This is a genomic window from Petropleomorpha daqingensis (assembly GCF_013408985.1).
In the GTDB taxonomy this organism is placed as follows: domain Bacteria; phylum Actinomycetota; class Actinomycetes; order Mycobacteriales; family Geodermatophilaceae; genus Petropleomorpha; species Petropleomorpha daqingensis.
In genome coordinates, this window is record NZ_JACBZT010000001.1 from 4,807,417 (window position 1) to 4,820,993 (window position 13,577).

The 13,577-nt window shown below is 72.8% G+C and carries 15 protein-coding genes; 9 read left to right on the forward strand and 6 right to left on the reverse strand.

The window, feature by feature from the left end; translation table 11 throughout:
• Window positions 1-10 precede the first annotated feature (10 nt).
• The 3 genes from GGQ55_RS23710 to GGQ55_RS23720 all read left to right on the forward strand — a co-directional run bounded on the left by GGQ55_RS23710 (window position 11) and on the right by GGQ55_RS23720 (window position 2,129).
• A complete protein-coding gene (locus tag GGQ55_RS23710; protein ID WP_179721032.1) occupies window positions 11-730 on the forward strand; it encodes a hypothetical protein in 720 nt (239 codons plus the stop codon).
• A 48-nt stretch (window positions 731-778) separates the two neighbouring features.
• Complete coding sequence (locus GGQ55_RS23715) at window positions 779-1,441, forward strand: hypothetical protein (protein ID WP_179721035.1); 663 nt, start codon at window positions 779-781, stop codon at window positions 1,439-1,441.
• 79 nt (window positions 1,442-1,520) lie between these two features.
• The gene (locus tag GGQ55_RS23720) at window positions 1,521-2,129 is read left to right on the forward strand and encodes a hypothetical protein (RefSeq protein ID WP_179721037.1); all 609 of its coding nucleotides are present in this window, start codon (window positions 1,521-1,523) and stop codon (window positions 2,127-2,129) included.
• Here GGQ55_RS23720 and GGQ55_RS23725 read toward each other — a convergent pair whose 3' ends face one another.
• The 4 genes from GGQ55_RS23725 to GGQ55_RS23740 form a co-directional block, all read right to left on the reverse strand.
• Entirely contained in the window at window positions 2,130-2,480 is a 351-nt protein-coding gene (locus GGQ55_RS23725) for a hypothetical protein (RefSeq protein WP_179721039.1), read from the reverse strand.
• A gap of 9 nt (window positions 2,481-2,489) precedes the next feature.
• A complete protein-coding gene (locus GGQ55_RS23730; protein ID WP_218859413.1) occupies window positions 2,490-4,169 on the reverse strand; it encodes a CocE/NonD family hydrolase in 1,680 nt (559 codons plus the stop codon).
• 51 nt (window positions 4,170-4,220) lie between these two features.
• On the reverse strand, window positions 4,221-5,465 hold the full coding sequence (locus GGQ55_RS23735; protein ID WP_179721041.1) for an MFS transporter: 1,245 nt from the start codon (window positions 5,463-5,465) through the stop codon (window positions 4,221-4,223).
• Window positions 5,466-5,584: 119 nt separating this feature from the next.
• Complete coding sequence (locus tag GGQ55_RS23740) at window positions 5,585-6,505, reverse strand: LysR family transcriptional regulator (RefSeq protein WP_179721043.1); 921 nt, start codon at window positions 6,503-6,505, stop codon at window positions 5,585-5,587.
• Window positions 6,506-6,612: 107 nt separating this feature from the next.
• Here GGQ55_RS23740 and GGQ55_RS27380 point away from each other — a divergent pair, with 107 nt between their 5' ends.
• From GGQ55_RS27380 to GGQ55_RS23770, 6 genes are read left to right on the forward strand one after another with little or no spacing between them, the layout of a single operon-like run.
• The gene (locus tag GGQ55_RS27380) at window positions 6,613-7,620 is read left to right on the forward strand and encodes a cyclase family protein (RefSeq protein WP_366490114.1); all 1,008 of its coding nucleotides are present in this window, start codon (window positions 6,613-6,615) and stop codon (window positions 7,618-7,620) included.
• Window positions 7,621-7,629: 9 nt separating this feature from the next.
• Window positions 7,630-8,760, forward strand: coding sequence for an FAD-dependent oxidoreductase (locus GGQ55_RS23750; RefSeq protein WP_179721047.1), 1,131 nt, complete (start codon window positions 7,630-7,632; stop codon window positions 8,758-8,760).
• A gap of 17 nt (window positions 8,761-8,777) precedes the next feature.
• On the forward strand, window positions 8,778-9,719 hold the full coding sequence (locus GGQ55_RS23755) for a VOC family protein (RefSeq protein WP_179721049.1): 942 nt from the start codon (window positions 8,778-8,780) through the stop codon (window positions 9,717-9,719).
• A 7-nt stretch (window positions 9,720-9,726) separates the two neighbouring features.
• The gene (locus GGQ55_RS23760) at window positions 9,727-10,698 is read left to right on the forward strand and encodes a fumarylacetoacetate hydrolase family protein (RefSeq protein WP_179721051.1); all 972 of its coding nucleotides are present in this window, start codon (window positions 9,727-9,729) and stop codon (window positions 10,696-10,698) included.
• Window positions 10,695-11,438 carry an SDR family NAD(P)-dependent oxidoreductase gene (locus GGQ55_RS23765; RefSeq protein ID WP_179721053.1) on the forward strand — a complete coding sequence of 248 codons (744 nt, stop codon included), beginning with the start codon at window positions 10,695-10,697 and terminating at the stop codon, window positions 11,436-11,438. Before GGQ55_RS23760 ends, GGQ55_RS23765 begins: the two co-directional genes overlap by 4 nt.
• A 22-nt stretch (window positions 11,439-11,460) precedes the next feature.
• Window positions 11,461-12,633, forward strand: coding sequence for an alpha/beta hydrolase family protein (locus tag GGQ55_RS23770; RefSeq protein ID WP_179721055.1), 1,173 nt, complete (start codon window positions 11,461-11,463; stop codon window positions 12,631-12,633).
• Between the two features lie 49 nt (window positions 12,634-12,682).
• Here the strand turns inward: GGQ55_RS23770 and GGQ55_RS23775 are convergent, their stop codons facing one another.
• Window positions 12,683-13,111, reverse strand: a complete 429-nt coding sequence (locus GGQ55_RS23775) for a DUF5313 family protein (RefSeq protein ID WP_179721057.1) — start codon at window positions 13,109-13,111, stop codon at window positions 12,683-12,685.
• Complete coding sequence (locus GGQ55_RS23780; RefSeq protein WP_179721059.1) at window positions 13,108-13,575, reverse strand: MarR family winged helix-turn-helix transcriptional regulator; 468 nt, start codon at window positions 13,573-13,575, stop codon at window positions 13,108-13,110. Before GGQ55_RS23780 ends, GGQ55_RS23775 begins: the two co-directional genes overlap by 4 nt.
• Between the last annotated feature and the right edge of the window lie 2 nt (window positions 13,576-13,577).

Consider the following 13,577-nt stretch of genomic DNA (forward strand, 5'->3'; position numbering starts at 1 on the left):
GGTCCGGGCCGTGTCGTCCGCCGAACGTCTGCGCACCGAGGCCGAACTGGTGGCTGCCGAGGCGGTCGGCCGCGGCCACCGGCACGACCCCGTGCTGCCGGGCAGCGGCGGTCCGGCCGGCAACGCCCGGCTCACCGCGTGGACCGGGCTGGTGCTGCTGGTCCTCTTCGCGGCCGAGCTGGTGACGCTGCTCGACGTCCGCGGGCTGATCAGCTGGCACGTGGCCCTCGGCGTGCTGCTGATCCCGCCGGCGCTGCTCAAGACGGCGAGCACCGGCTGGCGGATCGTCCGCTACTACGCCGGCGCGCGGGCCTACCGCCAGGCCGGCCCGCCACCGCTGCTCCTGCGCGTCCTCGGCCCGCTGGTGGTGGCCGCGACCCTGGCCCTGCTCGGCACGGGCATCGTGCTCATCGCGCTCGGCGAGGAGCGCAGCCGTGCGGCGGCGATCGACTGGGTGGGCCTGCACCAGGCGATGTTCGTCGTCTTCGCGATCGTGGCCGGCCTGCACGTGCTGGCCCGGCTGGTTCCGGCGCTGGCGCTGACCACCCGCCGGGTGCGGGCGCACGTGGGGTTGCCCGAGCGGGTGTCCGGCGGCGGCCGACGGCTGGCCCTCGTGCTCCTCAGCCTGGCCGTCGCGGCGCTGGCGACGGTGCTGCTGCTCCCGCTGGCCTCGGACTGGGGTCACGGCGAGGAGCGCGACCGGCCGCCCGGCGTCTCCGCGCACCGCTGAGGGCATTCGACTCTGGCCGGTGTCGTTCCGGCGGGAGGACACTAGGCCATGGCCGTGGCAGCCGAGCCTCCTTCCCTGTTGCTGCACACCGTTGAGAACCTCGCGGAGTTCCACCGCGAGCACGAGAAGTTCTACGCCGCCGGACCGCGCGAGCAGGCCGTGGTGCTCCAGCGACATGCCGGCACGCTGCACGAGGTGGCCGACCGCGCGGCCGCCGAGCTCGACGGCGTCCTCTTCCTCGAGGGGCAGGGCGAACCCGCCGGTCTGGCCGCGCTGCGCCTCGAAGTGCGCACCCTCGGCGAGGAGGCGATCGCCACCGGCGAGTGGATGGCCAAGGCCATGCAGTCCTCGTGGACGGCGGCCGGCGCGATCCTCGAGATCGCCGCGCTCGACGACCTGCTCGGTGAGCGGCACCGGATCATCGCCAACGACTGGCAGGCCGCCGCGACCACCGTCGTCGTCGGCCGGTTGCTCGAGCGGGCCGCCGACGTCCTGGACCGGGTGGACGCCGAGGCGACCGCCGCTGCCCGGACGCCCCGGCTGCTGCACTCGGCGGCGGAACTCATCGCCCGCTCGGCGGACCTGCTCGGCGAGTCGGCCGGGCTGGTGCAGGACAACGAGCGGCGCTGGCGGTTGTTCCACGAGCGGGTCGCGGCGCTGCTCGCCGTCCCGCCGGCGTCGACCCCGCCGCCGGAGGCCGACGCCTCCTGACGGCGGATCAGCCCGCTTCGCGTCGCGCCACCCCGGGGTAGTGGAGGGAGCACCGCCGTCGTCCCTGGGAGGAACCGTCGTGAACCGCTTCGAGAAGGCCGTGTACGAGTGCATGCGGCCGACCGCCGAGCTGCTGGACCGGACCACGAGCCCGCTGCAGCGGGCGATCCTGCTCAACTGGTGGCGGCACGTCCACCTGGAGGGCGCCGGTGAGTTCGAGACGATCGTCGCGCCCGACATGATGGTCGAGCACCCCGTCTACCGGGTGACGTGGGGAGCGAACCCGGCCGTGATCGAGGGCAAGGACGGCGTCCTCGCGTTCTACAACTCGGTGGGCGACGCCGTGCTGTGGCACTCCGACGACCGGATCGCCGTCGGCGACTGGGGCGTGGCCGACGAGATCACCTTCCACCAGCTGGCGCGCGGTGCGGACCTGCAGGCCATCGGCTACGAGGTGGAGCAGCCCGACCGGCTGTACCACGTGTCGAGCCGGCAGGCGTTCATCTGGCCGTACGACGAGCACGCCCGGCTCGCCGGCGAACACCTCTACGAGGACAAGACGAGCCTGCAGATCGAGGAGGTCGACCCGGCCGAGGCGATCACCCCGGCGCGGGTCCGCGAGATCCACCGCGAGCAGCTGGCGGAGCTGGAGGCCGAGCGCGGCGAGAACTTCTGGGTGCTGGCGTAACTAGCCCCTCGTGGCGTCGAGGCGGTCGAGCAGGTCGCCGGCCGCCTTCTCGATCGCGTCGTGCCCGTTCTGGCTGGCGCGCTGCTTGGCGTGGATGAGCGCGGCCCGGTTCACCTTCCGGAAGTCGCCGTACGGAAAGGCGTAGCGGGCCTTGGTCTCCTCGTTCGCGTCCGGGTCGACGGCGAGGTGCCAGGCGGCGAACTCGTCCCAGCCCTTCTTCTCCAGCACCTCGTTGCCCTCCTCGGTCGAGGGGGCGGCGTCGGACCACTCGGTGGTGTCGTCGTAGTCGCCGGCGTCGATCAGCTTCCGGGCGTGGGTGACAGCGCTCTTGTTGACGTCGTAGGTCGGCATGCTGCTCCCCTACCCCGCCGACACGGGCAGCACCAGGCGCGAGATGCCGCCATCACCGTGCGCGATCGTGCGGTGCGACGGCTTTCTCTCCCGGCCGGTCGCCGGGTCCTCGCCGGTGCCGAGGTTGCGCGCCCAGTGCGGGTGCGAGCCGCCGGCGACCTGCAGCCGCAGCCGCGACCCGGCGGGGAACCGGTGCGCCGTCGCGTCCAGCTCGAGCCGGACGACGCGGCTGGCCGCGGCGGGGTGGAGCCTGCGGAAGGCCTCGCTGACGTTGCGCGAGCGGCCCTTGGCGTCGACCTCGCACAGCCGGACGAACAGGTCGGCGTGCGGGTTGTCGGTGGTGTGGGCGAGCTCGACCACCGGGACGCCGATGACCTCCAGCGGTGCGTCGAGCACCGGCCCGGTGAAGGTCAGGACGTCGGGCCGCGCCTCGAGCTTCTCCTGCCGCCGGTAGCCGCCGTCCGGCGAGAGCAGCCGGCCGCCGACGGTCGGCGTGGGGTCGGCGGGGTCGTAGGTGAACGTCGAGGGTGGCAGGTCCGGGGCCGGAGGCTCGTCGCCGAGCGCCCCGAAGGGCTGCAGGTACTGCACCCGCTCGGTGGTCGCCGGCGGCCACGACGGCAGGTTCCGCCACTCGTCGGCGCCGGTGACGTAGAGGTGCACGGGAGCCGGCCGCTGCCGGGTGCCCGTGCCGGCCAGGTGCTCGGCCAGCCAGTCGAGGGTCTCGTGCGTGGTGAGCGACGCGCCCTTGGACAGCATCTCGGTGTGCGTCCACGGGCCGATGGTCAGCGCCACGTCCAGGCCCCGGTCGTGCAGGTGCGCGTACTGCTCCAGCGTCTGCTCCAGGAACAGGTCCTGCCAGCCGCCGAACAGCAGCACCGGCACCTGCACCCGGTCCAGCGCCGCGGTCAGCCGCATCGGCGTCCAGTGCGGGTGGTCGCCTTCGCGCTGCGAGGCCCAGTCGCGGTACCAGGGGGCCCCGCCGGCCAACGCCCGCTCGCCCGCCTCCAGCAGCGGCACCTCGTCCAGCCCCGGCTTGAGCCGGCGCACGGCGAGCGCCTGCCGGACCAGACCGCTCACGAAGTTGCCCTCCTCCTGGTGCGCGACCATGTCGCTCCAGCCGAGGAAGTCGTTGAGCTTGAACGAGCCACCGCCGTGCACGTTCTCGTACATGTCGTGCGGCCCGACCATCACCAGGGCGCAGGCCAGCTCCGGCGGCGGGTCGGTCATGAGCGCCCACTGGGTGAAGCCGAGGTAGCTCAGGCCGAGGGTGGCGAAACGCCCGCCGAACCACGGCTGCTCGCGCAGCCAGGCCACGGTGTCCGCACCGTCGTCGATCTCGTGCTGCATCGGGGCGAAGACGTCGCCGGACCCGAACGTGCCGCGGCAGCTCTGCAGGACGACGTGGTAGCCCCGCTCGGCGTAGACGCGGGCGAACAGCAGCGGGAACGGGCCGCCGCGACCGTACGGACCGCGGACCAGGACCGTGCCGTGCGAGGGGCCGGTCGGGGCGTAGTGGTCGGCCAGCAGGTCGACACCGTCGCGCATGGGCACCGGGACCGCGCGGCGCACGGTGTAGTCGCCGGTCGCCCGCGGCAGCTTGAGCACCCGGCTGATCGTGCGGTCGACCGCACGGCCGGGCCGGGTGCGCGGTGCGGGGGTGGTGGACGCGGACCGCTCGGTGGTCGTCACGGGCGCATCCTGCGCAGGTCGATGGTCCGACGTCCACCACCCCGGGGTGGATCAGTGCCCGACGGGCTCCGCCTGCGCGACCGGCCGGGCAAGCCGCACCCCGACGGCGGCGACGATCCCGACGGCGCCGACGATCACCAGCGCGGCGGTCAGGCTGTCGAAGCCGTCACGCAGCGCCAGGACGACGAGCGGGCAGATGAACTCGCCGAGGAACACCGCTGCGGTCCAGAACCCGGTGCCACGACCGCGCTGCTCGAAGGTCAGCGAGCCCAGGGCCCACGTGAGGATCGCCGGCAGCAGCAGCCCGTTGCCGAACCCGGTGATCACGGCGAAGACGACGATCAGCGGCAGCGCGCCGGCCAGCCCGAGCCCGATGAGCCCGAGCCCCGAGATCAGGAAGGCGAGCGGCACGGTCACCGCCGGGCCGCGCTTGGCCAGCTTGCCGAACACGAAGCCGCCCACCGCGGTGCCGAGCGAGGCGACCGCGCTGACCGCCCCGATCGTGCCGGTGGACTCGACGCCGATCGCGTCCAGCTTGAACGACAGCTCGACGATGAGGACGTAGAAGACCAGGCCGCCGACCAGGGACACGCCGACGGGGGCGAGGAGCTTCCCCCACGGCAGCGGCGCGAGCTTCCCGGCCGGGCCGGAGGGCCGAGGCGCCGGCGACCAGATGTACTTCGCCGCGAACACGGCCAGCGGCAGGCTGACCAGGTACAGCCAGAACGGCGTCCGCCAGCTGTGCGAACCCAGCGCGCCACCGACGCCGAAGAAGATCGTCGCGGCGACCGTGGTGAAGATGACCTGCAGGCCGAAGTACTTCTCCCGCTTCGAGCCGTGGTAGTAGTCGGCCAGCAGCGTCGTGCAGCAGGTCATGATCGCGGCCTCGGTGAGCCCGACGAGCACGCGGCTGATCACGATCAGCTGCAGCGACGGCAGCCACAGCGGCGCCGTCCCGACGACGGCGTAGACGACGAGCGCGCCGACGAGGAGCCGCTTGCGCCCCAGCCTGTCGACGATGCGGCCGGCGAACGGCGCCGTGAGGCCGATGACGAGGGCGGGCGCGGTCAGGACGATCGGTGCCAGGGCCTCGACGCCGGCGGTGCCCTCGAAGGCGTCCTGGATGGCCGGCAGCACCGGCGCGAGCAGGACGGCGCCGAGGATGGCCAGGCAGCTCGAGAACAGCAGGACGAGCGCTTGGGCGCGCCCGGCGGGGCGACCGGTCGACGGGTCGACCGCGACCTCGTCGACCAGGGTCTCCTCCGCGACCGGGGAGGGGGTCACGACTTCCGACACAGGCGTCTCCGTTGACACTCAGGAGCCGGCCCCGTGACCGGCATCACCGACGGGAAAGTGTCGGCAACGCAGGGTGAGAACGGAAATCAATCTTGGTGAAGGGGTGACATCAGCGACAGCTATACCGCGGTGTCCACGACCTGCCGCGCGGCCCGCACGACGAGGTCTCTGAGGTAGGCGTGCTCCGGGTCGTCGTCGTAGACCGGGTGCCACCACATCGCCTCGAGCAGCGGGCCGACCTCGACCGGAGGCGGCAGCGCGCGGACGCCGAGGTTGAGCGGGAGCAGCTCGACCAGCCGGCGCTGCAGCAGCGCGATCCGGTCGGTGCCGGCCACCAGACCGGGCACGGTCAGGAACTGCTCGGTGATGACCTGCACGCGCGGCTCGATGCCCCGCATGCGCAGGTGCCGCTCCGCCGGCGTGGCGGCCGTCGGCCCGTGGAAGGTGACCACCCAGGGCAGCGTCTCCAGGTGCTCGACCGTGAGCCCCTCCTCCACGACCGGGTTGTCGGCGGACACCACGCACACCCACTCGTCCCGGTACAGGTCGCGGTGCGACAGCCCGGTCAGGAACCCGTGCGGCAGCACGAGCAGGTCGGTGGCGAGCAGGATCTGATCGGCCCGGTCCACGGCCGACGGCGTGTTCGCGGCCAGCCGCAGCCGCGCCCCCGGCGCTTCCTCCGCGAGCAGCTCGGCCACGGTGTCGCCGAGCACGGCGACCCAGTAGTCGCTGGCCAGGAACGTGAACTCCCGGTTCGAGGACGCCGGGTCGAACTCCGGCTGCGCGGTGAACACCCGCTCCACCCCGCCCAGGGCGATCCGGGTCAGCTCCTTGAGCTGCACCGCCATCGGCGTCAGCCGGTACTCGTTGCCCACCCGCGTGAGCAGCTCGTCGCCGAAGTGCCGCCGCAGCCGGGCGAGCGAGGCCGACAGGGCCGGTTGCGACAGCCCCATCTGCGTGGCGGCCCGGGTGACGCTGCGCTGCTGCAACAGGGCGTCGAGCGACACCAGCAGGTTCAGGTCCAGGCTGGCGAGGTTCACGCCCCGAACGGTATCCACGCCGTTGATGGATGTCATCAGGCATCTCGTCTTCCCAACCCCTTCGGGAGAACGGACTGTGGTCTGCGTCCCATCGAGGAGGATCCGACGTGCCGTTCGACGCCATCACCCCCGCTGATCTCGATCCCGCCGATCCGGTGGGCGCGATCGCGGCGGCGGCCAAGCGCTGCTCCAACTGGGGCCGCTGGGGAGTCGACGACGTCCTGGGCACGCTGAACTTCCTGGACGAGGCGAAGCGGCGCGAGGGCGCGGCCTGCGTCCGGCGCGGCGCGAGCTTCTCGCTGGCCCAGCGCTTCGACATGGACGGCCCGCAGAAGGGCTGGCGGCGGCGGACCAACCCGGTGCACACGATGCTCGACACCGGCACCGACGCCGAGCGCGGCACCCAGGGCTTCCCGCACGGGCTGGGCGGCGCCGACGACGTCGTCTTCATGCCGCTGCAGGCCTCCACCCAGTGGGACGGCCTCGGGCACATCTTCGACCACGGCGTCGCCTGGAACGGCCGCCGCGCGGGTGAGGTCGTCACCAGCGACGGCGACCTGGTCACCGGGATCGAGACGACGGCGGCGCTGTTCGCCGGCCGCGGCGTCCTGCTCGACGTCGGCCGGGCGATCGGCACCGACGGGGAGCTGCCCGACGGTTTCGCCATCACCACCGACCACCTGATCGCGACGATCGAGGCCCAGGGCGAGACCTCCCGCGTCGGCCGCGGCGACCTGGTCGTCGTGCGCACCGGGCGGCTCTCCCGGGCGCGGCGCGACCTGGCCGAGGGACGCGGCTGGGGCGACTACGCCGGCGGCGCCTCCCCCGGCCTGTCGTTCACCACCGCCGACTGGCTGCACGGCACCGAGATCGCCGGCATCGCCACCGACACCTGGGGCTTCGAGGTGCGGCCGAACGAGTTCGACGTCGCCTTCCAGCCGCTGCACCAGGTCGCCATCCCCAACATCGGCCTGTTCATCGGCGAGATGTGGGACCTCGAGGCGCTGGCCGTGGACTGCGCGGCCGACGGCGTGTACGAGTTCTTCCTCACCGCCGCCCCCATCCCCGTGACCGGCGCCGTGGGCGCACCGGTCAACCCGATCGCCGTCAAGTAGGAGTTCTGCGTGCCCGCCGTCAACTCAGCGCTCGTCGTCGGCGCCGGCCTCGCCGGCGCCGGTGTCGCCATCCACCTCGCCGGCAAGGGCGTCGCGGTCGACCTGGTCGAGATCAAGCCCGAGGTCGCCGCGCTCGGCTCCGGCATCACGCTGCAGGGCAATGCGCTCCGCGAGCTGCGCTCCCTCGGCGTCTGGGACCAGGTCTCCGCGCACGGCTACGCCTTCGACGTCACCGGCTTCCGCGCCCCCGACCCGGCCGGCTCGGTGCTGTTCGAGGTCCCCGACGCCAAGACCGGCGGCCCCGACCTGCCCGCCGTCATGGGCATGCCCCGCCCGGAGCTCGCCCAGATCCTGGCCGACCGGGCCACCGAGGTCGGCGTGAAGCTGCGTCTCGGCACGACGTTCACCGAGCTCGTCCAGGACGACGCCGGCGTCGACGTCACCTTCTCCGACGGCTCGACCGGCCGCTACGACGTCGTCATCGGCGCCGACGGCGTCCGCTCCTGGACCCGCCGCGCGCTCGGCATCAACCTCGAGACCAGGTCGGTCGGGATGGGCATCTGGCGCGCCTTCGGGCCGCGGCCGGCCGACGTCACCCGCACCGACCTGTACTACGGCGGCCCGTCCTACATCGCCGGCTACTGCCCGACCGGCGAGGACTCGCTGTACGCCTACATCGTCGAGGACGCCCAGGACCGCAGCGCGCTCTCGCCCGAGGAGCAGCTGGCCACGATGAAGCGGCTCTCCGAGGCCTACCACGGCCCGTGGGACGAGATCCGCGAGACGCTCACCGACCCGTCCCGGGTCAACTACACGTGGTTCGAGACGCACGTGCTCGAGGCCCCGTGGAACCGCGGCCGCGTGGTGCTCATCGGCGACGCCGCGCACACCTGCCCGCCCACCATCGCCCAGGGCGGGGCCATGGCCCTGGAGGACGCCGTCGTCCTCGCCGAGCTGCTCACCGAGCGCGACACGCTCGACCAGGACCTCTGGGACGCCTTCACCGCCCGCCGCTTCGAGCGCGCCAAGACGGTCGTCGACGCCTCCAACCAGCTCGCCCAGTGGCAGCTCGAGCACGTGCAGGGGGACATCCCCAGCCTCATGCGCTCGATCGCCATGCTCACCAGCCAGCCCGCCTGAACCCGGAAGAGAAAGCCATGCCTCCTCAGCGCCTGATCACCCATCTGCGGCACGTCGACCTCGCCGTGCCGGACTACCAGACCCAGCTCGACTTCTACACCAACGCGTGGGGTCTCAAGGCCGAGCACAGCGACTCGGGCCTGACCTTCCTCGCCGCCGAGGGCTCGCCGGAGCAGTACGTCGTCCGGCTGCGCGAGTCGGGCGACAAGCGGATCGACCTGATCTCGTTCGGGGCCAAGGACTCCGCCGACGTCGACACCCTCGCCGGGCAGCTCGCCGCCGACGGCGTGCAGCTGGTCAGCGAGCCGGGCACGCTGCACACCCCCGGTGGCGGCTACGGCTTCCGGTTCTTCGACAACGAGGGCCGCACGGTCGAGATCTCCGCGCACGTCGGCGTCCGCGAGCACCGGGCGATCGAGGAGGGCGAGTCCATCCCCGTCCGCCTCTCGCACGTGGTGATCAACTCCCCCGACCCCGAGGGCACCCAGGCCTTTTACGAGAAGCACCTCGGCTTCGCCCTGTCGGACACGCTGATGCACCCCCGCATGGGCAACATGATGTTCTTCATGCGGATCAACCCCTGGCACCACAGCCTGGCGATCGCCCGCGGTCCGCACCCCTCCCTGCACCACGCGAGCTTCGAGATGCGCGGCATCGACGAGTACATGCGCGGCACCGGCCGGCTGCTGCGCGCCGGGGTGGAGAAGATCTGGGGTCCCGGCCGCCACCTGGCCGGCAACAACACCTTCACCTACTTCCTCGACCCGTCGGGCAACACGATGGAGTACACGACGGAGCTGGACGTCCTCGACGAGGACGCCTGGCACCCGCACGTCTACGACTTCACCCAGCCCGAGGTCTCCGACCAGTGGGGCACGGCCAACGCGATGAACGAGTTCCTCGCGGCCAAGTCGTTCAACGACCCCGACAAGGGTCTGTTCGTCGCGCCTCCGGTCTGATCGCGGCATGAAGTTCGCGACCTGGGAGGACGGCGGGGTCGTCACCGCCGGGGTGGTCGGCGAGCACGGGCTGCACGCCCTGCCCGCCGGCGTGACCGTGCTCGACCTCGTGCGGGCGGGGCTGCCGGCCGCGCTCGAAGCCGGGACGGCGGCGTTCTCCGCGCCGCCGGTCCCGGTCGACGCCGTCCGGCTGCTGCCGCCGCTGCAGGCGCCGACCGTGCGGGACTTCGTCGCGTTCGAGGAGCACGTCGAGGGCGTGGTGAAGGGCGTCTCCGGGGGCACCGGCGGGGTGGCGCCGGAGTGGTACCAGGCACCGACGTTCTACTTCACCAACCCGTACGCGCTCATCGGCGCGCACGACGACGTCGCGGTGCCGCCCGGCTCGCAGCGGTTCGACTTCGAGCTCGAGGTCGCCGTCGTCGTCGGCAAGGACGGCGCGTCGCTGTCGCCGGAGGACGCCCGGGACCACGTCTTCGGCTACACCGTCCTCAACGACTGGTCGGCCCGCGACCTGCAGGCCCGGGAGATGCGGGTGAACCTCGGCCCGGCCAAGGGCAAGGACTCCGCCACCACCCTCGGGCCGTGGCTGGTCACCGCCGACGAGCTGGAGCCCTACCGCGACGACGACGGCTTCCTGCAGCTGGACATGCGGGTGAGCGTCAACGGCGTCGAGATCGGCCAGGACCTGCTCTCCAACATGGGCTGGCCGTTCGAGGAGCTGATCTCCTACGCCTCCCGCGGCACCTGGGTCCGCGCCGGCGACGTGCTCGGCTCGGGCACCTGCGGCAACGGTGGCTGCCTCGGCGAGCTGTGGGGCACCCGCGGCGAGGCCGCTCCCCCGCCGCTGCAGCCCGGCGACGTCGTGGAGATGACCGTGGAGGGCATCGGCACCGTCCGCAACCGCGTCGTCGAGGGCATCGACCTGCCCCCGGTGCGCCCGGCCCGGCAGCGGCCGCGGAACCGCAAGCGCCAGTCGTGACGGTCGCGGGGAAGGTCGTCGTCGTCACCGGCGCGGGGCAGGGTCAGGGAGCCGCCGAGGCGCGGCTGCTGACCGCGCTCGGCGCGACGGTGATCGGCGTCGACCTGACCCCCGAGCCGGCCGAGGACCTGCCCGGGGTGACCTACCGGCAGCTCGACGTCACCGACGGGGCAGGCTGGACCGCGCTCGCCCACGAGCTGACGCGGGATCACGGCGTCGTGCACGGGCTGGTCGCCAACGCCGGGATCACCTGGCGGGCCCGCCTGGCCGACCTGCGGCCCGAGGACCTGTCCCGGGTGCAGCAGGTCAACGTCACCGGCACCTTGCTCGGCATCCAGGCGCTCACCCCGCTGATGACCGACGGCGGCTCGATCGTCGTCGTCGGCTCGGTCGCCGGCCTGACCGGCCACTTCCCTGCCGCGTACACCGCGTCGAAGTGGGCGCTGCGCGGGCTGGCCAAGGTCGCGTGCCTCGAGCTCGGTCCCCGCGGCATCCGGGTCAACACCGTGCACCCCGGCTACATCGAGACGCCGATGACCGCCTCGGCGGCCGCGGCGTTCCGCGCCGCGAACCTGGCCGAGACGCCGCTGGGCCGCACCGGCACCGTCGACGAGGTCGCCCCGCTGGTCGCCTTCCTGATCGGCGACGACTCCACGTTCATCACCGGCGCCGAGATCCCCGTCGACGGCGGGCTGACCGCCCACGGCGGCGTCAAGTCCATCAGCGACGCCGTCCGCTGAACCACCCCGAGAGGAACGAGCAGTGTTCGAGTACTTCCCCACCGGCCCCTACACCTGGAACCTGAGCGTCGTCGCGACGCTGAACTCCGGTGGGCTGATCGACGAGGTCGACCGGGCCTGCCGGCCGATCAAGGACGCCGCGAACGCCGGTGAGGACGCCGGCACGCCGGACTTCCTGCGGGCGTGGACGGCGCTGACCGACCAGCTCGTCGGCCAGGCCGAGGAGGCGGAGAAGGCGGGGCACACCCGCACCGCCGGGCAGCTGTACTTCCGGGCCTCCAACTACCTCGCGCAGGCCGAGCGGATGCTGGCCCACTCCGACCCGAACCGGGTGCCCACCTACAAGCGGCTGCTGGAGATCGCCCAGAAGGCGTTCGACACCCACAGCCCGCGCGTCTCGCGGGTCGAGATCCCGTACGAGGGGACGACGCTGCCGGCGTACTTCTCCGCGGCCCCCGGCGACGGCCCGAAGCCGGTGATCGTGCTCGTCAACGGCCTGGACTCGACCAAGGAGCACATGTACAGCTCCAACTTCTGGGAGGAGCTGGCCGCCCGCGGCATCTCCTGCCTGATGCTCGACCAGCCCGGCACCGGCGAGGCGCTGCGGCTGCAGGGCATCACCGCCCGGATCGACACCGAGGCCTGGGCCGGCGCGGCCGTCGACCACCTCGAAACCCGCGACGACGTCGACACGAGCCGCATCGGCATCGTCGGCTGGTCGCTGGGCGGCTACTACGCGCCCCGCGCCGCGGCGTTCGAGAAGCGCTTCGCGCTGGTCGTCGCCTGGGGCGCCAACCACAACTGGGGCGCCGTGCAGCGGCGCCGCAAGGAGCGCGAGGGCGAGCGGCCAGTCCCCCACTACTGGGAGCACGTGCTCTGGGTCTGGGGCAAGGACGGCGACGAGCACCACCTCGACGAGTTCCTCGACTTCGCCGACGGCGTGCACCTGGACGGCGTCGTCGAGCAGATCACCGTGCCGTTCCTCATCGCGCACGGCGCCAACGACCGGCAGATCCCGGTCGACTACGCGCACCGCTCCTACGAGCAGGCGGTCAACTCGCCCAAGCGCGAACTGCGGGTGTTCACGCCCGAGGAGGGCGCGACCGAGCACATCGGGCTGGACCACCTGCCGCACGTCAGCGTGTTCATCGCCGACTGGGTCGCCGACACCTTCGCCGAGCTGGACCGCTCCTGAGACGGGCGCCGCGCCCGGGTGAGCCTCGCCGGCCCCGGGCGCGGTGTCGTCAGAGCCGGGCCTGGTAGCGGGCGGCGCGCTTGACCGCGGCGGCCCGCTTGCGCTCGGACTCCTTCTGCTGCCGGACCAGGCCGGCCTCGTCGCGCACCGCCTGGGCGGTGCCGGCGGGGTAGCCGGCCTTGACCACCCGGTTCTCGACGGCCTCGGGCATGTAGGCCAGCGCGTAGATCAGCGCGAGGAAGATCCCGCCGCCGGCCGCGGCCGCCCGCAGGCCGAAGGAGGCCGGCAGCACGGTGAGCACCAGGGCGATCGGCACGGCCATCTGCACGAACGTGCGCGCCACGTGCCGCAGCGCCCAGGTGCGCGTGGTGGTGTCGTGCAGCACCCACGCGCGGTGGCGCTGCGGCAGCCGCCCGCCGAGGGCGTACCAGAGCCACCGGTGCGGAGCCGGCCGGAGGACGCTCTCCTGCTCGGTCATCGGTCCCTCCCGGTGAGCGCCTGCTGGGACGCGGCGATCACCCGGGTCAGCCGGCTCTGCAGGTCCATCAGCTCCTCGACGGGCATGCCCAGCCGCTCCACGATGCCGGCCGGGACCTTCTCGGCCTCCGCCCGCAGTGCCGTCCCCTTGTCGGTGAGGGCGAGGGCGAGGTTGCGCTGGTCCCTCGGGTCGCGCTCGCGGCGCAGCAGCCCGGCCGACTCCAGCCGCTTGAGCAGCGGGGACAGCGTGCCGGGGTCGAGCTGCAGCAGACCGGACAGGTCCTTGACCGACAGCGTCCCGTGCTGCCAGAGCGCCAGCATCACCAGGTACTGCGGATGGGTGAGGCCCAGCGGCTCGAGCACCGGCCGGTAGACGGCCACCACGGTGCGGGCGGCCACCGACAGCGCGAAGCAGACCTGGCGCTCGAGGGCGAGCAGGTCCTCGGTCGTCTCGGTGGTGGTCACGC

What these genes read in the sequence shown, in the direction of transcription:
- GGQ55_RS23715 (WP_179721035.1), top strand. Translation starts at nt 779, where the DNA reads ATGGCCGTGGCAGCCGAGCCTCCTTCCCTGTTGCTGCACACCGTTGAG.
- GGQ55_RS23725 (WP_179721039.1), bottom strand. Translation starts at nt 2,480, where the DNA reads ATGCCGACCTACGACGTCAACAAGAGCGCTGTCACCCACGCCCGGAAG.
- GGQ55_RS23755 (WP_179721049.1), top strand. Translation starts at nt 8,778, where the DNA reads ATGCCTCCTCAGCGCCTGATCACCCATCTGCGGCACGTCGACCTCGCC.
- GGQ55_RS23760 (WP_179721051.1), top strand. Translation starts at nt 9,727, where the DNA reads ATGAAGTTCGCGACCTGGGAGGACGGCGGGGTCGTCACCGCCGGGGTG.
- GGQ55_RS23775 (WP_179721057.1), bottom strand. Translation starts at nt 13,111, where the DNA reads ATGACCGAGCAGGAGAGCGTCCTCCGGCCGGCTCCGCACCGGTGGCTC.